Source organism: Glycomyces artemisiae (assembly GCF_003002955.1).
In the GTDB taxonomy this organism is placed as follows: Bacteria; Actinomycetota; Actinomycetes; order Mycobacteriales; family Micromonosporaceae; genus Glycomyces; species Glycomyces artemisiae.
Genome location: NZ_PVTJ01000005.1, coordinates 234,816 through 257,445 on the forward strand (window position 1 = coordinate 234,816; position 22,630 = coordinate 257,445).

The following is a 22,630-nucleotide window of genomic DNA, read 5'->3' on the forward strand; positions in this document are numbered from 1 at the left end:
CGAGTGAAGCGCCAAGAGCGTCCCCTCCATTGACCATGCTGACGTTTGACCATGCTGAACGGGTTGTTCGATGCCGCTCGGCAGAGTCGATGTCGCACCGGGGCCATAGTCTCGGGTCGTTGAATCCGGTCGCTCGAAGGACGCGCATGACTGAACACGTTGCCCCCCAAGAAGACTCGCTCGAACTGCCCTCCGGCTGGGGCGCGCGCCCCATGTCGCGGCGCGGCCGCCGCACCGGGAAGCCCGTGGTCCTCGACGCCGAAGCGGGGGAGACGCTGCGCCGCAAGATCGACGCCCGCGCCCCCAAGGTCCGCCTCGCTTTGGCTCGCCCCGACAACGCCGACCACGTGGACGCCGCGGAGGCGTTCCTCGCCGGGAAGGCCGACCCGCGCGGCGCCGCCGCGGTCGCCGCCCTCATGTGCGACGCCCACAGCCGCCACTCGGACTCCTGGCTGCGCCCCGAGTTCGACGGCTGGGCCGCCGAGCACGGCCTCCCGTTCGCCGTTGCCGCCGCCGTCGAGCGCCTCGCCGTCCACCAGCGCTCCAGCAGCGGCAACGGATACGAGCACCGCGTCCTCGTGCCCGTCCACTTCGACTACATGAGCCCCCTCATGCACGAGCACGAGCAGGGCGGCCTCGCCGCCATCCGCTCGGTCCTCGCCGACCTGCCCGACGCCGATTACGCCGAGGTGGTCGCCGCCGTCGCGCCCGTCCGCGACACGCCCCTCAAGCGCATCGCCGCCGCGATCCTCCTGCCCGACGAGACCGCATGGGCCGACGAGGCCATGCCCGAGTACGCGCAGGTCCGCTCCTACGGCTGGTGCGACGCCATCATGCTCCACTCCGTCAGCGCCCCAGGCCAACTCGTCGCGGGCGGGATCACCGTCCTCAACGAGTACTACACCGACACGGCCGCAGTCGCCGCGCTTCTCACCGGCCTCGGCACCGGGGCGCTCCCGATCATCGAGCACACGCTGATCCAGAGCGGCCACCTGCCAGCCGAGTTTCGCAAGACCCTCTACCGGGCCGTCGCCGCGATCCCCTCCGACGCGGCCATGGACCTCCTCGTCAAGCGCCTCCACGAACCCCACGTGTTCGAGCCCGCCGCCGAGGCCGCCGCGCGCTTCCCGCAGCGCGCCCTGCGCACCGTCCTCGCCCGCGCGGGCCGCACCACCGGCGACGCCCGCTTCCGCCTCATCGCCCTCGCGTCCCTCGTCCCCGAGGCCGACCGGGCCTTCCTCGACGAAGCGGGCCGCGCCGCCCTCGACGCGCTCCTGGCCGAGAACGGCCGCGCCCCCGAGGCAGACGCCGCCGACCTGCCGCCGCTCCTGGTCGCCCCGCCGTGGACCGTCAAGCGCGCCAAGGCCAAGCCCGTCGTCATCGAGGGCCTCGAAGCCCCCACGGGGATCACGCTCGCCTGGGCTCCGGGCGAGCAGGAGGAGTGGCTCGGCCTCAAGGAGTCCTGGGACTACGAAGGCGCGTACGAGGACTGGACTGAGCCCGGCCCCGACACCTACGACTGGCAGATCGAGTCGTTCCTCGCCTTCGGCGACCCGGCTAAAGCCGAGCCGCACCTGCACCGGTGGCTGAACAAGGACTACTACGGCTACGAGTACACGGTCCTGCGCATCCTCGCCCGCTACGGCGACCGCGTCGCCGACCACGCCGTCGCCGCCGCCCGCAAGGACCCGACCTTCCTGCGCCTGCCCGGCCCGATCCTGTCCCTCGACGCGGCCCGCCTCGCCGCCGAACGGCTCGACCGCCTCAAGTCCGCGCGGGCCTCGGCCGCGCAGTGGTTCGCGCGCCACGGCCTCGCCGCCGTCCCCTATCTCGTGCCCGACGCCCTCGGCTCCGACAAGAAGCTGCGTCGCTACGCCGAGACCGCGCTCCTCCACCTCGCCATGCGCTTCGGCGCCGCCGAGACCGCCGCCGCGGCCGAGCCCTTCGGACCCGAAGCGGCCCAAGCCATCGCCGCGCTCCTCGACGGCGACCCCCTCGAACCCCGCGGCGTCAAGCTCCCCAAGCCCGGCGCGTGGGCCTCCCCGGCGACCCTCCCGCAGGTGCTCCTCAAGAACGGCAAGGCCCTCCCGTCCGAGTCGGTGCGCCACCTGCTCACCGTCCTCGCGCTCGCGACCCCCGAGTACCCCTACCCGGGCCTCGACGTGGTCGCCGAAGCCTGCGACCGGGCGTCCCTCGCGCGCTTCGGCCGCGCCGTGTTCCAGCTGTGGCTGTCGATCGGCGCGCCCCCGAAGGACTCCTGGGCGCTCACGCAGCTCGCGCACTTCGGCGAGGACGAGACGGTGTGGGCGCTCGCCCCGCTCATCCGCGAATGGCCCGGCCAGTCGCAGCACAAGCGCGCCGTCACCGGCCTGGCCGTGCTCGGCGCACTCGGCTCCGAGGAGGCCCTGCGCGCCATCCAGGTCATCGCCGACCGCGTCAAGTTCAAGGCGCTCAAGGAAGAAGCGGGCCGCCAGATCGAGCGCATCGCCGCCGACCTCGGGCTCTCCCGAGAGCAGCTCGCCGACCGGCTCGTGCCGGACTTCGGGCTCGGCGAGGACGCCGCGCTCGTCCTCGACTACGGGACGCGGAAGTTCACCGTCGCGTTCGACGAGGCCCTGAAGCCGTTCGTCACCGACGAGGACGGCAAGCCCCGCAAGGTCCTCCCCAAGCCCGGCGCGAAGGACGACCCGGACCTGGCGACCGCCGCCTACCAGCGGTTCACCGCCCTGAAGAAGGAGCTGCGGGCCGTCGCCACCGACCAGATCGCGCGCCTCGAAGCGGCCATGACCGCCACCCGCTCATGGTCGCTGGAGGAGTTCCGGCGGTTCTTCGTCGACCACGCGCTCACGCGGCACCTCGCGCGCCGTCTGGTGTGGACCGCCGAAACCGGCGGAGTCTTCACCGGATTCCGCATCGCCGAGGACGGCTCCTTCAGCGACGCGGAGGACGAGACCATCGACCTCCCCGCCGATGCCGCGATCCGCGTCGCCCACCCCGTCCACCTGGGGGACCAGGTCGCCGCGTGGGCCGAGATCCTCGCCGACTACGAGATCCTCCAGCCCTTCGACCAGCTCGACCGGCCCGTGCTCGCCTTCACCGACGAAGAGCTGGCGACCGGTCGCCTCACCCGCTTCGAAGGCGCGAAGGTCGAGGTCGGACGCCTCCTCGGCATGACCAAGCGCGGCTGGTGGCGGGCCTCCCCCGAGGACGGCGGCGTCGAACCGGGCCTCGCCTACAAGCTGCCGAACGGCGGCTTCGTCACGATCGAACTCGACCACGGCATCTACGTCGGCGCGATCGGCGAGACCCCCGAGCAGACCCTCCGCGGCGTGCACCTTACCGACACCGAGCAGTACTGGTGGTCGGACGAGCAGTATGCGAAGCGCAAGCACCCCACGAACATCGACGCCGTCACCGCCGCCGAGGTCCTCGGCTCGCTGGCCCGCCTCACCGGCCGCTCCTGACCCGCTCACCTGCAAGGGGTGCCGCACCCGGACCGTATCCTCGGGGCGGCACCCCACCCGGAAAGACGAGATGACTGCTCTTGACCTCCCCGCGGCCTGGGCCGCGAAGCTCCTCCCGCGCCGCGGAACGCGCCCCGGGACGCCGACCATCCCGGACCCCGACGCCCCCGACCTCCTCGCCGAGCGGTTCGAGGTCCACGCCGACCTCCTCGCGCAGATCCTCCACATGAAGCGCAACCGCCGCCACCGCCAAGCGATCACCGACTACCTCTCGGGCGCACCGGACGTCGCGGGCGCCGTCGCCGCCGGCGAGCTGCTGCGGCACGTCGGTCCGCACACCGCCGCCGAGTGGACCCGCCTCGAACTCGACGCCTGGCTCGTCGCCCACGGCCTACCCTGGACCGTGTGCGCGTTCGTCGAACGCCATGCGGTGCAGCTGTTCGGGTACTACGACGAGGACGAGCGCCCCCAGATGCGGCACCTGCACCTCACCGACGCCCGCTGGCACGAGTACCGGTCCCTCCACCGCGACATGGACAACGGCGCCGTCGCCGCGCTCCGCGCGCACCTCGCCGCCGCAAGCGACGACGAGTACAAGGCCGTCGTCGCCGCTGCCGCCGAGCACCGCCGCGGCCCCTCGCAGCGCCTCGCCGCCTCGCTCCTCCTCCCCGACGAGGCCGACTGGACCGCCGAGGTCTGCGACGAGTACGACGAGCACCGCTCCTCCGGCGCCACCGACCGGTTCCTGTACCACTTCGTCTCCGAACCCGCCCACCTCAAGGTCGCCCGGATCTACAAGTTCGAGGAGTACTACCTCACGGCCGAGCACATCGCCGCCGCGGTGGACACCATGGGGGACAAGGCCGTCGGCCTCCTCTCCCGCACCTTCGACTCCCGCTGGTACGTCAGCGCCGAGAACCGCCGCCTCCTCGCCAAGGGCCTCGCCCTGCTCCCCGCGGGCGCCGTCCACCTCGTCGAGCAGCTCGACGAGCCCCACGCGTTCGACGGCGCCGTCGACGGCGCCCGCCGCCACCCCGGCCCCGTCCTGCGCGCCGTCGCCGCCGCCGCACCCGGTGCCGCACCCGCACAGCGCGGCCGCCTCGCCGCCGTCGCCGCCGCGGCCGGGCCCTTCGACGGCCTCACCGACGCCGAGCGCACCGCCGTCGCGGGACTCGCGCAGCGGACCGTCCCCGACGCCGACCCCGCCGACCTGCCTCCGCTGCTCACCGCCCCGCCGTGGACGGTCAAGCGCCGCAAGCCCACCCGCACCGTCCTCGACCTGGAGCCCATCGGCGAACCGCATCTCGTGTGGAAGGACGGCGAGAGGGAACGCTGGCTCGATCTCATCGCCTCCTTCGCGGACGACGCAGAGTCGGCCGAGTCCTGGCGCCGGAGGGCCCGCCGCATCACCGCGGGCGGCTTCCGCCACATCGTGTCCGGAGTCCTCGCCTTCGGACCTCCCGACGCCGCCGACCCGCTGTACGCGCGCTGGCTCGCGTCCGACGCCGAACCCAGTGAGAACGAGATCCTCGCGATCCTCGCCCGCTACGGCCCCACCGCGATCGACAAGGCCGTCCAAGCCGCCGAGTACTGCGACTTCGACGAGGTCCTCGCCCCCGCGTGCAGCCTCGGCGCCGCCCGCTTCGTCGCCGAGCGGTACACCCGCCGCAAGTCCGACCGCGCCCGCGCCGCCGCCTGGTTCGAGCGCCACGGCCCTGCCGCCGCCCGGTTCCTCGTCCCCGATGCCCTCGGCGCCGACAAGGACCGGCGCAAGTACGCCGAGACCGCCCTGTTCCACCTCGCGGTCCGCCTGGGGGACAAGGCGATCATCGCCGCCGCCGAACCCTACGGGCCCGAGGCGGTCGCAGGGGTGGCGACGCTCTTCGACGGCGACCCCCTCGAACCGCGCGGCGTGAAGCTCCCCAAGCCCGGCCCGTGGGCCGTGCCGGTCATGTTCCCGCAGGTCCTCCTCAAGGGAGGCGACCGGGCGCTGCCCGAGGACGCCGTGCGGCACCTGCTCACCGTCCTCGCGCTCGCGACCCCCGAGTACCCCTATCCGGGCCTGGACGTGGTCGCCGAGACCTGCGACCGGGCGTCCCTCGCGCGCTTCGGGCGCGCGGTCTTCGAGCAGTGGCTCGCCGTCGGCGCGCCCCCGAAGGACCAGTGGGCGCTCACGCAGCTCGCGCACTTCGCCGAGGACGCGACCGTGTGGCTCCTCGCGGACCGCCTGCGCGAGTGGCCCGGCGACGGCCAGCACAAGCGCGCGGTCACCGGCCTCGGCGTGCTCGGCGCGATCGGCTCGGAAGAAGCGCTGCGGGCCATCCAGACCACCGCCGACAAGGTCCAGTTCAAGGCCCTCATGTACGAGGCCATGGAGCAGATCAACCGGGTCGCCCTGGAGCTGGGCCTCTCGCGCGAGCAGCTCGCCGACCGGCTCGTGCCGGACTTCGGGCTCGCCGACGACGCGGTCCGCACCGTCGACTACGGGACCCGCACCTTCACTGTCGCGTTCGACGAGCAGTTGCGGCCCTTCGTGATCGACGAGGCCGGGAAGGCCCGGAAGAGCCTCCCCAAGCCCGGCGCGAAGGACGACGCCACCGTCGCCGACGACGCCTACCGGCGGTTCCAGGCTCTGCGCAAGGAACTCAAATCCGTCGCCAAAGAGCAGGTGAACCGCCTCGAAGTCGCGATGGTCGAGGGCCGCACCTGGGACGCGGAGGAGTTCCGCCGCCACCTCGTGGGCCACGCTCTCACCGGGCACCTCGTCCGCCGCCTCGTGTGGCTCGCCGACGGCGCCGCGTTCCGCATCGCCGAGGACGGCACGTTCAGCGACCTCGACGACGACGCGTTCGACCTCCCCGCAGGGGCTTCGGTGCGCCTCGCCCACCCGGCGCTCCTCGGCGATACCGCCGACCGGTGGGCCGAGGTCTTCGCCGACTACGAGATCCTCCAGCCCTTCGACCAGCTCGACCGGCCCGTGGCCGCCTTCGCCGACGAGGAGCTGACCACCGGCCGCCTCGCGCGGTTCGAAGGCGCCGCAGTGGACACCGGCCGCCTCCTCGGCCTCGCCCGGCGCGGCTGGCACCGCGCCTACCCCGGCGACGGCGGGCTCGTCCCCGGGTTCACCTACCCGCTCGCGAGCCGCTGCTTCCTCGTCCTCCGCATCACGCCCGGCATCGACCTCGGCTACACCGCCGAGCACCCGACCCAGACGATCGCCTCCGTGCACCTCGCCGACCTGGAGACCTTCGGCGGCGACCCCGTGCCGCCGACCGGCCCCATCGACCCCGTCGCCGCCGCCGAGGCCCTCGGCGCCCTCGCCCGCCTCACCGGCTCCCGACCATGAAGGACAGACCCATGACCTCCGAAGACCGCCTTGAGATCCCCGCCGCCTGGCTCGCCGACCTGCCGCCGCGCCGCGGCGTGCGCACCGGCGAGCCGCCCGTCCTCGACGCCGACGCCTCCAAGCGGGTCCGCGGCCGGATCGGGTCCAGCGACGCGGACCTCCGGTACACCTTGGCCCAGCCCTACAACACGGAGTTCGCCGCCGCGGGCCTGCGCCACCTCGACGGCGACCCCGACCCCGAAGGCGCGGCCGTCCTCTCCACGCTGCTCGCGATGGAGGTCAAGCGCGACTCGACGCTCCGCCCCGAACTCGACGCCTGGGTCCAGGACCACGGCCTCGCGTTCGCCACGGCCGCGTGCGCGCACAGCCTCGTCCTCCACGCCTGGAACGCGTCGGGCCGCTGGAACAAGCCGCACACCGTCCGGGAGCGCCAGGTCCGCCGCAAGAACATCCACGAGCTCGGGATCCTCCGGTGGGAGTACGCCAGGTCCTTCAGGGTCCTGCGCGGGCTCCTCGCCGCCGCCGACGACGCCGAGTACGACGCGGCCGCCGCCGCGCTCGACCTCACCCGCACCGACCCCGTCGCGCGCTTCGTCGCCACGATCGTCATGCCCGAGCAGGCCGACTGGGCCGAGGAAGTGTGCCGCGAGCACAAGGGGACCGGCGACGCCGTCGCGCACATGCTCCTGTGCATGAGCGTCGACCGCCTCGACCTCCTCACGGCCGCAGGCGTCTCCAGGCTCGAACCGTGGGCGTTCAACCGGGACGTCGCCGCGGCGCTCCTCGACAACCTCGGGACCGACGCGCTCCCGGTCCTGGCCGCGACCTCGCGCCAGCAGATCGACGCCGCCGACCGGCGGCTCATCCTCGACGCGATCAGCCGGCTGCCCTCCGACGAGGCCATGGACCACCTCATCGGCCGCCTCGACGAGTCCTATGTGTTCGAGGCCGCCACCGCGGCCGCCGCCCGCTTCCCCCGGCGGGTGCTGCGCGCCGTGGCCGCCGCGGCCCGCATCGGCGCCCCCGAGCTGCGCCCGCGCCTCGCGGCGCTCGCCGACGACGCGACGAACGCCGCCCGCGACGCCCTCGAAGGCGACGACGCGGCCGTGATCGCCGACCTGCTCGCCCCCTCGCCGATCCCGGACGCCGACCCCGCCGACCTGCCGCCGCTGCTGACCGCCCCGCCGTGGACCGTCAAGCGCGCCAAGCGCAAGCCCGCCGTCATCGCGGGCCTGGAGTCCCGGGAGGAGCCCCGCTTCGTGTGGGCCGAGGGCCAGCGCGACCTGTGGAGCAAGCCCGGGTACGACTACTTCCGCGGGTACACCGACAAGGACTGGGCGAAGTTCGTCAAGCGCGGCCTCGGCCGCGGCGGCGCGCGCGTCCACTACAGCTCCGTGCTCACCTACGCGCCCATGTCGTTCGCGCTCCAGGCCCTCGAACACTGGGACGGCGCGTTCGCGCCCTACTCGACCGGCGACCTCAAGGTCATCGCCGCCCGCTTCGGCCCGCTCGCCGCCGACGGCCTCGCGACCGCCTTGCGCGCCAACCCGACGTACCACGAGGCGCTCGTGCCGATGCGGACCGTCGAGGGCGCCCGGATCGCCGCCGACTGGTTCGCGCGCCTCAAGGGGGCCCGCGCGAGCGCCGTCGCCTGGTTCGAGCGCCACGGCGCCGCGGGCGCGGCCCTGCTCGTCCCCGACGCGCTCGGCGCGGACAAGAAGCTGCGCGGCAACGCCGAAGGCGCGTTGTGGTACCTGGCGGTCCTGTGCGGCGCGGACGCGGTCGCGGAGGCCGCCGAGCCGTACGGTCCCGAAGCGGCGCAGGCGATCCGCGAGCTCCTTGACGGCGATCCGCTGGAGCCGCGCGGCGTCAAGGTCCCGAAGCCCGGCGCGTGGGCCGCCCCGCGGCTGCTGCCGCAGGTCCTCACCGCCGCCGGGGACCGCGCGCTCCCTGGCGAGTCGGTGCGCCACCTGATCACCGTCCTCGCACTGTCCACACCGGAGTACCCCTACGCCGGTCTCGACGTGGCCGCCGCGGCCTGCGACCGCGCGTCGCTGACCCGCTTCAGCCGCGGCCTGTTCCGCCTGTGGCTCTCCTCGGGCGCGCCCTCGAAGGACGGCTGGGCCCTCACCCAGCTCGCCCATTTCGCCGACGACGACACCGTGCGCCTCCTCGCCCCGCTCGTGCGCGAATGGCCCGGCCAGGCCCAGCACAAGCGGGCCGTCAACGGCCTCGGCGTGCTCGGCGCGATCGGCTCCGAGGAGGCGCTGCGCGCCATCCAGGGGATCGCCGAGAAGGTGAAGTTCAAGGCGCTCAAGGAGGAGGCGCGCGTCCAGATCGCGGCCATCGCCGAGGGCCTGGGCCTGACTCGCGAGCAGCTCGCCGACCGGCTCCTCCCCGATTTCGGGCTCGGCGACGCGGGCGCGCTCGTCCTCGACTACGGGCCGCGCAGGTTCACCGTCGTGTTCGACGAGCAGCTGAAGCCGTTCGTCACCGACGACTCGGGCAAGCCCCGCAAGTCCCTTCCCAAGCCCGGCGCGAAGGACGATGCAGAGAAGGCCGACGCCGCGTACAAGCGGTTCGCGCTCCTCAAGAAGGAGCTGCGCACGGTCGCCGCCGACCAGGTGCAGCGTCTCGAAGCGGCGATGATCAACGGCCGCACCTGGACCCGCGACGAGTTCGAGCGCTACTACGTCAACCACCCGCTCACCTGGCACCTCGCGCGCCGTCTCGTCTGGTCCGCCGAGGCCGACGGCGCCTCGACCGCGTTCCGCGTCGCCGAGGACCGCTCCTACACCGACGTCGAGGACGACGCGTTCGACCTCCCCGACGGCGCCGTGATCCGCCTCGACCACCCCGTCCGCATGGGGGAGCGGGCCGCCGACTGGGCCGGGATCTTCGCCGACTACGAGATCCTGCAGCCCTTCGAGCAGCTCTCCCGCCCCGTCCTCGCCTTCACCGAGGAGGAGCTGGCGACCGGCCGCCTGACCCGCTTCGAGGGCGCGAAGGTCGAGGTCGGGAAGCTCCTCGGCCTCACGAGCAAGGGCTGGCAGCGCGCCGCGCCCGAGGACGGCGGCGTCGAGCCCGGCATCCACTTCCCGCTCCCCGCGGGCGGATTCATCACCGTCGCCCTCGACCCGGGCATCTGGGTCGGCATGATCGCCGAGAACCCGGTCCAGACCCTCTCGGGCGTGCGCATCATGGCGACCGAGAACTACTGGTGGTCCGCCACCGCCAAGGACCCGGACCCCGACCACCCCACCGACATCGACCCGGTGACCGCCTCCGAGGTCCTCGCGGCCCTCACCCGGGTCACCGCGAAGGACTGACCGTGGACCTCCCCGACGAGCGCGCCTTCGCGCTCACCCCCGAGCAGCTCGCCGCGGCCCTCCCGCGCCGCGGCGGGCGCGCGGCCCGCCCCTTCGCGATCCGCGAGGGCCAGACCGAGTGGTGGCGCCACATCGGCGTCGACGAGCGCCGCGACCCCCTCGACGCCGCCGCCGACGAGCCGACCGGCGACCCCGAGATCACCGCCGCGCTCCGCGCCTACCTCGACGGCGCCCCCGACCCGCTCGGCGCGGCCGCCGCGTTCCTCGTCGACGTCGCCGTCGGCACCCCGTTCTGGCGCGACCGCGAGTACAGCCAGTACGACGCCTGGCTCGGCGAGCACGGCGCCGTCTTCGCCGCCGCGGCCCTCCTGGAGTACTACACGCTGCGGATCGAGACCCGCATCCACAGCGGCGCAGGCGACTGGCGCGCCCGCGCCGAAGGCCCCCTGGCGGTCACCCGCGCTCCCGACGACCCGCCGACCGCCCCGTACCGGAACCTCGTCACCGAGCTCCAGCGCCTCCGCGTCCATCTCGCGACCCTCCCCGAGACCGAATACCGGGCCGTCGAAGCGGCCCTCGAACCCCAAGGGCGCGACCGCGTCCAGCGCCGCGCCCGCGCCTACGCGGCGCCCTCGCGCACCGACTGGGTCGACCTGACCTGCGCCGAGCAGCCCGGCTGGCGCTTCGCCGGGTACGACCGGATGCTCCTCCAAAGCGTGTCCTCAATGGATCAGATCGCGGCCTCCGGCATCACCCGCCTCTCGGCCCGTGAAGTGGACGCGGGCGTCGTCTTCACGCTCCTCGACGGCGTCGGCCCCGACTGCGCGCCGCTCCTCGCCGCCGCCGACGACCTCGCCGGGCTCGACCCCGACCAGCGGGACCTCCTCGCCGGCGTCCTAGGCGCGATCCCCGACGACGCCACCGTCAGGTACTTCACCGGCGGCATCGCCGAGCGCCGCACCTGGGACGCGCTCCAGACCGTGGCCGACCGCTTCCCCGTGCGCACGCTCCGCGTCATCGCCGCCGACGCCCCCGATCTCGACCGCGACGACCTGACCCGCCTCACCGGCCTCATCGAGTCCAAGCCGCTCCTGCGCGGCCCCGCCCGCGACGCCCTCGACGACGCCGACCGCGACCGCATCGACGCCCTCCTGGAACGCCGCGGCCTCCCGCCCGAGACCGCCGATGTCCCCGCGGCCCTGACGGAACCGCCGAAGACCCGCAAAACCGCCCCGGCCTGGTCCGCGATGTGCGCCGCCTCGCCCGTGCTCCTCAAGGGCCGCAAGGCCCGCCTCCCGCAGGCCGCCGTCGCGAACCTCATCGCCGCGCTGGCCCTCGACACCCCGAAATCCCCGCACCCCGCCGTCGACGCCGCCATCGCGCACTGCGACGCCGCGAGCCTCCGCGACCTCTCCTGGGCCGTGTTCACCGCCTGGGACCTCGCCGCCGACCGCGGCAACCCGTGGGCGTTCGCGCAGCTCGCGCGCTTCGCCGACGACGACGGCGTGCGGCGCCTCGAAGCGCTGATCCACGAGTGGCCGGGCCAGAGCCTCCACAAGCGCGCCGTGCGCGGCCTCGAACTGCTCGGCGCCGTCGGCACTGAAGAAGCCCTCGCCGCGGTCCACCGCATCTCCCGCACCTCCGGCTACAAGGGACTGAAGAAGGCCGCGCTCGCCGAAGTCGACCGGATCGCGGCCCGGCTCGGGCTCGACGAGGAGCAGCTGCTCGACCGGCTCGTGCCGGACTTCGAGCTCGACGCCGACGGCCGCATGGCCCTCGACTTCGGGCCGCGCGCGTTCACCGTCGGCTTCGACGAGCAGCTCAAGCCCTTCGTGATCGACCCGAAGGGCAAGGTGCGCAAGAGCCTCCCGAAGCCCGGCGCGGACGACGACCCCGAGGCCGCGGCCGACGCCGCGGCCCGGTTCGACCGGCTCAAGCGGAGCCTGAAGTCCGTGGGCACCGAGCAGGTCAAGCGCCTGGAGCGGGCCATGACCGCGGGCCGGGTGTGGGCGCGCGCCGACTTCGAGCGGTACTTCGCGCGCCACGCCCTCATGCGCCACCTCGCCCGCCGCGTGGTGTGGCAGTACACCGAGGGCCGCGAGTGGACCTCGTTCCGGGTGGCCGAGGACGGCACGTTCGCCGACGTCCACGACAACGGCCGCCGCCTGCCCGAGCGGTCCGCGGTGCGCCTGCCGCACCCGCTCCTCCTCGCCGCCGAGACCGCCGCGTGGGCCGAGGTCTTCGCCGACTACGAACTGGTGCAGCCGTTCGAGCAGCTCGCGCGCCCCGTCGTGGCCCTCACCCCCGAGGAGGCCGCGACCGGCCGCCTCGCCCGCTTCGAAGGGCGCAGCGTCCCCGTCGGGCCCCTCATCGGGCTGTGGCGCTCGCGCACCCTGTGGAGCTACAGCGACGCGTTCTCCGACCCCGGCGAGCCGCTCGGCCTCAAGCGCGAGCTGCCCGGCGACGGGTTCCTCCTGCTCGGCCTCGCCCCCGGCATCGACCCGGCCGCGCCCGGCGCCGAGCCGCATCAGACACTGAAGGCGGTGCGGCTCAGCATGGGCGAGTCCGCGGACGACCCCGCCCCGCGCGGCCTCGACCCCGTCGCCGCCTCCGAGCTGCTCGCCCTCCTCGAACGGCTCGCCGTTCGATGACCGGACGCCGGAGGGCATGTCGCACCCTGTCTCTATGATCTCAGGGAACCGACCGCCCCCGCGAAGGAACGACATGAGCGAAACCGTTGCAGCGCAAGAAGATCGACTGATCCTTCCTGCGGACTGGGCGGAGCGGCTCCTGCCGCGGCGAGGGGACGAGCGGGGCAGAGCGGTCGAACCGGACCCCGAGGCGTCCCGGAAAGTGGCGGAACTGATCGCCTCCCGCCGCGACGACCTCGTGGCCGCGTTCGAACACCCCGACTGCGAACCGGCCGCGGGCCGCGCCGCCCTCGCCCACCTGAGCGGGGCCCCGGACCCGCTCGGCGCGGCCGCCGTCCTCGCGGTGCTGCGGTTCGACGACCACTACCGCGGCGCGCTCTACGACTCCGGCGGCGAGCACGCCGCCAACAACCGGGAGCTGTTCGCGGCCCTGGTCGCCGACCACGGCCTCCCGTTCGCCGTGAGCGCCGCCATCGAGGACCTCGCCCTCGACACCAGCTGGACCACCCCGGGCACCTGGTCCCCGAACTCCCTCCCCACCGTCGCCCCCGGCGAGTTCGGGAGCCTCAAGTGGACCGTGGTCTGGTCCGACCCCGAAGGCGCGCTGCGGCTCCTGCGCGGCCTCATCGCCGCCGCGGACGACGAGGAATACCTCCGCGTCGTCGCGGCCGCACGGGAGACCGCCGACACCGTCCTCAAGCTCGTCGCCGCCGCGGTCCTGCTCCCCGCCGAGACCGGCTGGGTCGACGCCGCCTGCCTCGCCCGCAACATCCAACCCGGGTACGCCGGGATCGCCGCCGTCGAGCAGGCCGTGCTGGCGGCCGCGAGCAGCGCCGAGCACCTGAAGTCCTTCCGCTTCAACAGCCTGCTGTCGCACCAGGTCCGCCCGAACCTCCTCGCCGAGCTCGTGCGCAACCTCGGCCCGGCCGTCCTCCGCGCGCTCGTGCGGACCCTCGACCAGCGCAGCCTCGACCTCGCGCAGCGCGCCCTCGTCTTCGAGGCCATCGCGATGCTCCCCAGCGACGACGCCGCGCTCCTCGTGGTCGAGCGCGTCGACCGGCCCGGCGCGCTCGCGGCCGTCAAGCACGCCGCCGTCCGCTACCCGCGGCGCTTCGCGCGCGCCGTCGCCGCCCGCGCCGCGGCCACCGCGCCCGCCGACCGCTTCCGCCTCGCCGGGGCCCTCCGGCAGGAGGGCGTCCCCCTCGACGACGTCCTCAAAGACCTCGAAGAGGCCGACCGCGCCGCCGTCGAAGCGCTCCTCGGCGAAGCCGCGCCCCAGGTCGCCGACACGCTCCCCGCCGTCCTCGTCGCGCCCCCGTGGGCCGAGCGGAAGCGCCGCCGCGCCCCCGAGCCCGTCCCGGGCCTCGCCGCCCCCGCGGGCACCGAGATCCACTGGGCCCCTGGGCAACTCGAAGCGGCCCTGGCTCTCGATCCGGCCTTCGGCGAATGGGACGAGGACAAGTACTGGACCTCCGACACCGAGACGGGCCTCGGCCTCGCCGACCGCCTCCTGGGCCGCCTCGCCCGCGGCGGAGCCGCCGAAGCCCCCGCGGTCCTCAAGAAGCTCAAGGACGCCCCCAAGTACGCGTACGCGCTCGTGCCGGTCCGCAGCGCCGAGGCCGCCGCCCTCGCCGCGGACTGGTTCGCGCGCCTCAAGTCCGCGCGCACCCACGCCGCCGACTGGCTCGACTTCCACGGCGAGCACGCCGTGCCCTACCTCGTCCCGTGCGCCCTCGGCGCCGACAAGCGCCTGCGCGACGGCGGCGAAGCGGCCCTGCGCCACCTCGCCCGCCGCCTCGGCGACCGGGCCGTCCTCGACCAGACTCCCGACGCGGCCCGGCCCCGCATCGAAGCGCTCCTGAACACCGACGGCCGCGTCCCCCTCGCAGGCACCGTCAAGCCCGGCGCCTGGGCCGACCCCGGCATGCTCCCCCCGGTCATGCTGCGCGGCAACGAGACCGCCCTCCCCGCCGAGGCCGTGCACCACCTCATCGCCGCGCTCGCCCTGTGGACCCCGCGCCTGCCGTTCCCCGGCGTCGACGACTACGCCGAGCACTGCGACCCCGCGTCCCTGCAACGCTTCTCGCTCTCCCTGTTCGACCTGTGGCTGCGCGCCGAAGCCCCCAGCAAGGACTCCTGGGCCGTCGACCAGCTCGGCGCGTTCGGCGACGACGCCACCGTCGCCGTCCTCGCCCCGCACGTCGCCGAGTGGCCCGGCCGCAGCCAGCACGACCGGGCCCTCACCGGACTCGACGTCCTGGCCCACATCGGCACCGACGCCGCGTTCACCGCCCTGCGCGACATCGAGCGGTCCTTCAAGTTCCCCAACACCGCTTCCGAACGCGCCCGCGAGCACGCGACCCGCATCGCCGAGGCCCGCGGCCTCACCTACGAGGGCCTCGCCGACCGGCTCCTCACCGACCACGGGCTCACCGACCCCGACACCTTCATCTTCGACTACGGCCCCAGGCGCTTCCACCTCGCGTTCGACCGGCTCCTCACTCCGCACCTCACCGACGAGTCCGGCAAGCCCCGCAAGACCCTCCCCAAACCCGCCCAGCGCGACGACGCCGCTCTCGCCAAAGCCTCCCAGGCCCGCTACAAGGCGCTCGTCAAGAACGTCGAGCGCACCGCCGAAGAGCAGGCCGAACGGCTTCGCTCGGCGATGCTCACCGGCCGCGTCCTCACCCTCGACGACCTCCGCGTCCTCGACGCCCACCCCATCGCCGGGGTCTTCCCGCGCCGCCTCGTCTGGCACTCGCACGGCACCGGCTTCCGCATCGCCGAGGACGGCGGCTTCGCCGACGTCCACGACCGCGAGTTCCACCCCGACCCCGCCGCGATCCGCCTCGCCCACCCCGCGCTCCTCGGCGACGACACCCCCGCCTGGATCGCCCTCTTCGCCGACTACGAACTGCTGCAACCGTTCGACCAGCTCTCCCTCCCCGGCGACCGCTTCACCGACGAGGAACTCGCCACCGGCCGCCTCACCCGCTACGACGGCTTCCAGGGCACCTTCCGCGAACTCGGCCGCCGCGTCGGCTGGACCCAGATGCACCGCTCCGGCGACGAGCCCGCCGAATGGGTCTGGCGCCTCCAGCAGCCCGTCCCCGGCGGCTGGATCCTCGGCGACGTCGATCCCGAACCCGCCAGGCACGACCCCGACCCCGCGACCGTCCACACCCTCACGAACCTGCGGCTCCAGGCGAACCGGAACCGCCGGCCCGCCCACGCCCGCCCGCTCCCCGGCAGCGCGCTCGACCCCGTCGCCGCCGCGACGCTCCTCACCCGACTCTCCGGCCACGCCGCCGACCCGACCGACCAGTCCTACGAGTAGAAGGCCGCACATGACCGCCAAGACCGCCGAACCGCGCCTCCAGAGGCCGCCCGCCGAGCAGCGCTACGCCGAAGAGCTCGCCAAGCTCGCCGCCGAGGACGACGCCCCCCGCCCGCCCGGCTGGGCCCTCAGCCTCCAGGCCGCCCGCACCTTCATCGTCGGCGACGAGTCCCGCGGCATCGCCAAGAAGTTCGTCGGCGACCCCTCCCTCATCGACCGGGGCCTCGTCACCCTCGCCACCAGCCGCGGCCTCATGCTCGTCGGCGAGCCCGGCACCGCGAAGTCGCTCCTGTCCGAGCTCATCGCCGCCGCCGTCTCCGGCGACTCCACCCTCACCATCCAGGGCGGCGCCTCCACCACCGAGGACCAGATCGCCTACTCCTGGAACTACTCCCTCCTCGTCTCCGAAGGCCCCACGCAGCGCGCCCTCGTCCCCGCGCCCCTCCTGCGCGGCATGTCCGAAGGCCGCGTCGTCCGCTTCGAGGAGATCACCCGCTGCCCCCTCGAAGTCCAGGACTCGCTCCTGTCGCCCCTCTCGGACCGCGTGCTCGCCATCCCCGAGCTCGACGGCGACTCCATGGTCTTCGCCCGCGAAGGCTTCAACATCATCGCCACCGCCAACACCCGCGACCGCGGCGTCAACGAGATGAGCGCGGCCCTCAAGCGCCGCTTCAACTTCGAGACCGTCTTCCCCATCGCCGACTTCAAGACCGAGCTCGACCTCGTCGAGCACGAGGCCGCCACCGCGCTCGCCCGCTCCGGCGTCCCGCAGGCCCCCTCCCGCGACGTCCTCGAAGTGCTCGTCCGCGTCTTCCGCGACCTGCGCGTCGGCGACGCCAACGGCGGCCGCCCCCAGGCCGTCATGTCCACCGCCGAAGCCGTGTCCGTGGCCCACGCCGTCGGCATCAAGGCCTGGTACCTGCGCGGCGGCAACGCTGAAGCGGGCGACATCGTCGACTGCATGGCCGGCGCCGCCGCCAAGGACTCCACCGAGGACCTCGCGCGCCTGCGCCGCTACCTGGAGCAGAAGGCCCCCAAACGCAAAGGCCCGCACTGGCAGTCGCTGTACCAGGCCCGGAACCTGCTGCCGGGATGACCACGCGCCTCCACGTGCAGGGGGTGCGGCACCACTCGCCCGCCTGCGCCCGCCTCGTCGCCGAGCGGATCGAGGAGCTGCGGCCCGCGGCCGTGCTCATCGAGGGCCCGGCCGACTTCAACGACCGGCTCGGCGAACTCGCGCTCGAACACGAACTGCCCGTGGCGATCTACTCGTACGCGAGCACCGGCACCTCGGTGCGCCGCTCCTGGACCCCGCTGTGCGACTACTCGCCCGAGTGGACCGCGCTCACCGAGGGCCGCCGCATCGGCGCCGACGTCAAGTTCATCGACCTCCCCGCCTGGCACGACGCGTTCGACGGCGTCGAGAACCGCTACTCCGACGCCGAGCGCCGCTACACCGAGGCCACCGACCGGCTCTGCGCCGCGTTCAGCGCCGACAACCAGGACGCCCTGTGGGACCACCTGGTCGAGAACGCCGACCCCGAGGGCCTCGCCGAACGCCTCGACCGCTACTTCGACCTGGTGCGCGGCGAAGCCGACGCCAACGCCACCGACACGGTCCGCGAAGCCCATATGGCCCAGTGGATCCGGTCCGCGCTCGACGGAACCGACGGCCCGGTCCTGGTGGTCTGCGGCGGCTTCCACGCCCCGGCGCTGCGCCGCCTCGCCGCCGCAGGCGACACCGCGGCCCCCGAGGTGCCGCGCCCGCCCGAGGGCACCGAGGTCGGCGGGTTCCTCGTCCCGTACTCGTTCCGGCGCCTCGACGCGTTCGCGGGCTACCAGTCCGGGATGCCCTCGCCGGAGTTCTACCAGCGCCTCTGGGAGGACGGCCCCGCCGTCGCCGCCGGAGCCCTCATGGAGCGCATCACGACCCGCCTGCGCGGCAAGGGACTCCACGTCTCCACATCGGACCTCATCGGCGCGCGGGCGCTCACCGACGGGCTCGCGCGGCTGCGCGGGCACCGCGTGCCCGGCCGCACCGACCTCCTCGACGGCCTCGCGAGCGCGCTCATCAGCGACGACCTCGAAGCCCCGCTGCCGTGGACGCGGCGCGGGACCCTCACGGCCGGAACGCATCCGGTGGTCGTCGAGATGACCGCGGCCCTCACCGGCGAGCGCGTCGGCCGCCTCCACCCCGACACGCCCGCGCCGCCGCTCGTCGCCGACGCGCAGGCCGAGATGGAGCGCCTCGGGCTCGACAAGGACGGGTCCCTGCGCCTCGACCTCGCCCGCCCCGGCGACCTCGAACGCAGCCGCGTCCTGCACTGCCTGCGGCTGCTCGGCGTGCCCGGGGTGCGCCGCGACGACGGCCCCTCCGCGGGCGCCGACGTCACCGCCGAGGAGCACTGGACGCTCCGCCCCGGCGAGGAGCGGCTTCCCGCGCTCATCGAGGCGGGCGCGCTCGGCGCGACCCTCGGCGACGCGGCCCAGACGATCCTGGAGCAGCGCCTCGACCGCGACGGCGCGCTGGACGCGCTGGCCTCCATCCTGTTCGACGCCGCGCTGTGCGGCCGCGCGCACCTGACCGACCGGCTCGGCGCCGCCGTCGAGGCGGCCGTGGCCGACTCCAGCGACGTGGCCGCCGTGGGCCAGGCGCTCGCGGTCGCGCTCGCGCTGTGGCGCCACGACCACCTGTTCGGCACCGCCGGGAGCGACCTGTACGGCTCGGTCGTCGCCTCCTGCTGCGACCGGATCCTGTGGCTCGTCGAGGGGCTCCACGCCCCGCCCGGCCCCGCCGAGCCGGGGCGCCTCCATGCCCTTGTGGCCCTGCGGGACGCGGTGCGCCACGCGCCGGGCCTGGCCCCTGCCGCGGGCACGGTGACCGGTGCGGCCGACCGGATCGCGCTCGACCCGCAGGCCCCGCCGGACCTGCGCGGCGCGGCCCTCGGCCTCGCCTGGGCCCTGGGCGCGCCCGCCGACGCCGCCGCGGCCGCCGAAGGCGCCGCCGCACCGGACCGCTTGGGCGACTGGCTCGCCGGGCTGTTCTCGCTCGCCCGCGAAGAAGTGGTGGCCGAGGACGAGGGCGTCATCGCCGCGGTCGACGAGCTCGTCGGGGACCTGAACGAGAGCGAGTTCCTCGAAGCGCTTCCGGCGCTGCGCCACGCGTTCGCGATGTTCCCGCCGCGCGAGCGCGGCCTCATCGCCGAGCGGGTCGTGGCCCTCCAGGGCGGCGGCGACGCCGCGTCGCTGACCGCGCGCCTGGAGGTCGACCCGATGGCCGTCGCGGGCTCGCTCGCGCTCGAAGCGCGCGTGGAAGCCGTGCTCGAACGCGAGAACCTTTTGTTCGGAACGGAGACTTCATGAGCGCGGACCTCGAACGCTGGCGGCTCATCCTCGGCCCGGCCGCAGAGCGCAGCACCGGCGGCCTGAGCCAGGAGAACGCGGCCCGTGACGCCGCCCTCGACTGGCTGTACGGCCGCGACGAGGACCTGGGCAAGCGCGGCGTGCGCCGCGGCGGCGCTCGCGGCGCCGACCGCCAAGGCGGCGACGAGCCCTCCATCGTGACCACCGTGGACTGGCTCGACGGCATCCACCGGCTGTTCCCCAAGGAGACGATCGAGCGGCTCGAACGCGACGCGATCGAGCGGTACCAGATCAACGACGTGCTCACCGACCCCGACGTGCTCGACCGGATCGAGCCGAACCCGGCGCTGCTCAAGGCCGTCCTCCAGACCAAGCACCTGATGAACCCCGCGGTGCTCCAAGCCGCCCGCCGCATCGTCGAGGAGGTCGTGCGCCAGCTCGTGGAGAAGCTCTCGGTGCAGGTGCGCACGGTCTTCACCGGCAGCCGCAGCCGCAAGCCCAGCTTCCACCGCCGCGCCCGCGACTTCGACCTCAAGCGCACCCTCAAGGCCAACCTGAAGCACTACAGCCCCGAGGACCGCCAGGTCGCGATCGAGCGCCCGCACTTCCACTCGCGCACCTCCAAGCGCCTGGAGCAGTGGCAGCTGGTGCTCCTGGTCGACCAGTCCGGGTCGATGACCAGCTCGGTCATCCACTCGGCGGTGACGGCCGCGTGCCTGTACGCCCTGCCGGGCCTGAAGACCCACCTGGTCGCGTTCGACACCAGCGTCGTCGACATGACCTCCGAAGTGGACGATCCCGTCGAGCTGCTCATGAAGGTCCAGCTCGGCGGCGGCACCGACATCGCGAAGGCCGTGGACTACGCGGCCGGGCTCATCGAGAACCCGCGCCGCTCGATCGTCGCGCTCATCACCGACTTCTACGAGGGCGGCAGCGAAGCGCGCCTGGTCCACACCACGAAGCAGCTGTGCGAGCAGGGCACCCAGTTCCTCGGCCTCGCCGCGCTCGACGAGGAGGCGAACCCCTCGTACGACCGCAACCTCGCGGGGCGCATGTCGGACGTGGGCGCCCACATCGGCGCGATGACCCCCTCCCACCTCGTCGAATTCGTAGCGGAAAGGCTCGGCACGTGAGAGAAGACCTCCTTGCCCTCACCCCTGACGCGCTTGCGGCCCTTGCCAACCGCGGCCTCGTCAAGCGCGCCGCGAAGGACCTCGACGCCGGGACCGTCCCCGAGCTCAGCCTCGCGGACGGCGCGCTCACCGCGGTCTTCCCCGACGGCGCCACCGCCGTGCTCCCCGCCGAAGGCGGCCTCGAAGCGGCCACCTGCTCGTGCGGCGCCCCCGGGAAGTGCCGCCACCGCGTCGGCGCGGTCCTCGCCTACCAGCGCGAGCAGGAGGCCGCGCCCGCGGCGGCCGAGGCCCCCGCCGACACCGGTCCGGTGAAGACCCCCGCGGTCATCACCGACGACCAGTTGCGCGCCGCGTTCGGCCCGCATGCGTTCAAGGCCGCCGAGGCCACCCGCAAGGCCGGGTACACCGCGCGCCTCACCTGGCCCGGCCCTGACCAGCACGCGACCGCGGAGCTCCCGGCGGCCACCGTCAAGTTCCTGGTCCCCGGCGACGTCGGCTACGCCCACTCCGACGCCACGGGCCCCGCCCGCGACGCCGCGATCGTCCTCGCCGTCTGGGCCTTCCGCGAGGCCGATGAAGGCGCGGCCACCGTCAGCGTCGGCGGCGCGGACCCCTCGGAGACCCTCGCCGAATCGGTGCACCTGGTCCACCAGGTGCTCCTGGACGGCGCGGCCGGGGCCGACGCGGTCCTGCGCGCGGCCCTCCAGCGCGAGTCGAAGGCCCTGACCCGCCGCCGCGCCCACTGGCCCGCGGGCGCGGTCAACGACCTCATCGACCAGCTGCAGCGCTACGAGGACCGTTCCGCCGCCTACGATCCGCACCGCCTCGCCGTGCTCCTCGCCGAGATCCCCGCCCGCGCGCGGGCCGCCGCCCACCCCGCAGGCACCCCCGCCGCGCACGTCCTCGGCTCCGAGGAAGCGGACGCGACCCCGCTGACCCTGGTGCGGCTCACCGGACTCGGCGCCCGCGTCGGCGCCGAAGGGGACCGGCGCACCCTGGAGCTGTACCTCGCCCAGCCCGAGACCGGCATGGTCCTGTCGATCCGCCGCGACTGGCCCGTTCCCGAGAACGAGCAGGTCACCGGCGCCGACATCGCGGCCCGCCGCCTCGCCGGGTGCCGCATCGGCTCCCTCGCGGCCGGGAACACCGTCACCGAGGCCGCCACCCGCACCGCCGCCCGCGCGCTGAAGCTCGGCACCGGCCGCCTCGCCAAGACCCAGGTCCTGCCGCTCGGCCTCGCCTGGAACGACCTGCCGGCCTCGCTGCGCGCCACGGACTTCGACGCGCTCGCCGCGGAGCTCGGGGAGCGCCCGCCCGCGCTGGTGCGCCCGCGCGTGGCCGCCGAGTCCCTGCGGGTCCTCGCCGTCGCCGAGACCGAGCTGCTCGGCTACGACCCGGCCTCGCAGCGCCTCCACGCGCTCGTCACCGGCCCCGACGGCGGCACCGCGCGCGTCGTCGTCGCGCACACCGCGGCCGCCCCGGGCGCCCTCGAAGCCGCCGAGCAGGCCCTGAACTCTGGTCCCCTCGCCGTCGCCGGGCACCTCCACCGCCACCGCGGGGAGCTCATCGTCGAGCCCACCGCGATCCTCACCCCCGACGGCCCGGTCGTCCCCGACCTCGCCCCCGGCGACGACTCCGCGGAGCTCGAAGCCGCGGGGGAGTCCGCCGTCTCCGAGCCGGTCTCGGCCGCGATCGAGGACGCGGTCTCCGTGTGCGCGGACCTCGCGCACCAGGGCCTGCGCCGCTCCCGCGAGCCCTCCCGGGTCCGCGTCGAGGCCGCCGCCGCGGCCCTGAACCGGGTCGGCCTCCAAAGGGCCGCAACGGATTTCGTGCACCTGTCCAAAGCGTTGGGGAACGAGGACGAGGCCGCGAAGAGCGCCGCGTGGACCGCCGCCGCCGTCCGCATGCTGGTCACCGCTGAGCTACACTAGCCGTCTCTTGGGAAGATCCCCAGCCACAACACCAGCCACTCGGACACCACCGGGACCATCCGTCCCCTCCGCAGAG

General features: G+C 74.3%; 9 protein-coding genes. All 9 read left to right on the top strand.

What is annotated here, in order from left to right; translation table 11 throughout:
* The first annotated feature begins 146 nt into the window (after nucleotides 1–146).
* Nucleotides 147–3,464: a DUF4132 domain-containing protein gene (locus B0I28_RS14610; protein ID WP_146148106.1), complete on the top strand. Its 3,318-nt coding sequence runs from the start codon at nucleotides 147–149 to the stop codon at nucleotides 3,462–3,464.
* A 70-nt stretch (nucleotides 3,465–3,534) separates the two neighbouring features.
* Nucleotides 3,535–6,810 carry a DUF4132 domain-containing protein gene (locus B0I28_RS27285; RefSeq protein WP_181245794.1) on the top strand — a complete coding sequence of 1,092 codons (3,276 nt, stop codon included), beginning with the start codon at nucleotides 3,535–3,537 and terminating at the stop codon, nucleotides 6,808–6,810.
* 11 nt (nucleotides 6,811–6,821) lie between these two features.
* The gene (locus B0I28_RS14630; protein ID WP_106364579.1) at nucleotides 6,822–10,139 is read left to right on the top strand and encodes a DUF4132 domain-containing protein; all 3,318 of its coding nucleotides are present in this window, start codon (nucleotides 6,822–6,824) and stop codon (nucleotides 10,137–10,139) included.
* Between the two features lie 2 nt (nucleotides 10,140–10,141).
* On the top strand, nucleotides 10,142–12,790 hold the full coding sequence (locus B0I28_RS27290) for a DUF4132 domain-containing protein (protein ID WP_106364580.1): 2,649 nt from the start codon (nucleotides 10,142–10,144) through the stop codon (nucleotides 12,788–12,790).
* A gap of 202 nt (nucleotides 12,791–12,992) precedes the next feature.
* Complete coding sequence (locus B0I28_RS14640; RefSeq protein WP_106364581.1) at nucleotides 12,993–16,127, top strand: DUF4132 domain-containing protein; 3,135 nt, start codon at nucleotides 12,993–12,995, stop codon at nucleotides 16,125–16,127.
* A gap of 10 nt (nucleotides 16,128–16,137) precedes the next feature.
* Entirely contained in the window at nucleotides 16,138–17,223 is a 1,086-nt protein-coding gene (locus tag B0I28_RS14645) for an ATP-binding protein (RefSeq protein WP_106364582.1), read from the top strand.
* A complete protein-coding gene (locus B0I28_RS14650) occupies nucleotides 17,220–19,490 on the top strand; it encodes a DUF5682 family protein (RefSeq protein WP_106364583.1) in 2,271 nt (756 codons plus the stop codon). The genes B0I28_RS14645 and B0I28_RS14650 overlap by 4 nt, the downstream gene beginning before the upstream one ends.
* Nucleotides 19,487–20,623, top strand: a complete 1,137-nt coding sequence (locus B0I28_RS14655; RefSeq protein ID WP_106364584.1) for a VWA domain-containing protein — start codon at nucleotides 19,487–19,489, stop codon at nucleotides 20,621–20,623. Before B0I28_RS14650 ends, B0I28_RS14655 begins: the two co-directional genes overlap by 4 nt.
* A complete protein-coding gene (locus B0I28_RS14660) occupies nucleotides 20,620–22,554 on the top strand; it encodes a hypothetical protein (RefSeq protein ID WP_106364585.1) in 1,935 nt (644 codons plus the stop codon). Before B0I28_RS14655 ends, B0I28_RS14660 begins: the two co-directional genes overlap by 4 nt.
* Nucleotides 22,555–22,630 lie beyond the last annotated feature (76 nt).

Excerpts from the sequence above, each read along its gene's own strand:
- B0I28_RS14650 (WP_106364583.1), top strand. The coding sequence starts at position 17,220 with ATGACCACGCGCCTCCACGTGCAGGGGGTGCGGCACCACTCGCCCGCC.
- B0I28_RS14610 (WP_146148106.1), top strand. The coding sequence starts at position 147 with ATGACTGAACACGTTGCCCCCCAAGAAGACTCGCTCGAACTGCCCTCC.
- B0I28_RS14645 (WP_106364582.1), top strand. The coding sequence starts at position 16,138 with ATGACCGCCAAGACCGCCGAACCGCGCCTCCAGAGGCCGCCCGCCGAG.
- B0I28_RS14630 (WP_106364579.1), top strand. The coding sequence starts at position 6,822 with ATGACCTCCGAAGACCGCCTTGAGATCCCCGCCGCCTGGCTCGCCGAC.
- B0I28_RS14655 (WP_106364584.1), top strand. The coding sequence starts at position 19,487 with ATGAGCGCGGACCTCGAACGCTGGCGGCTCATCCTCGGCCCGGCCGCA.
- B0I28_RS27285 (WP_181245794.1), top strand. The coding sequence starts at position 3,535 with ATGACTGCTCTTGACCTCCCCGCGGCCTGGGCCGCGAAGCTCCTCCCG.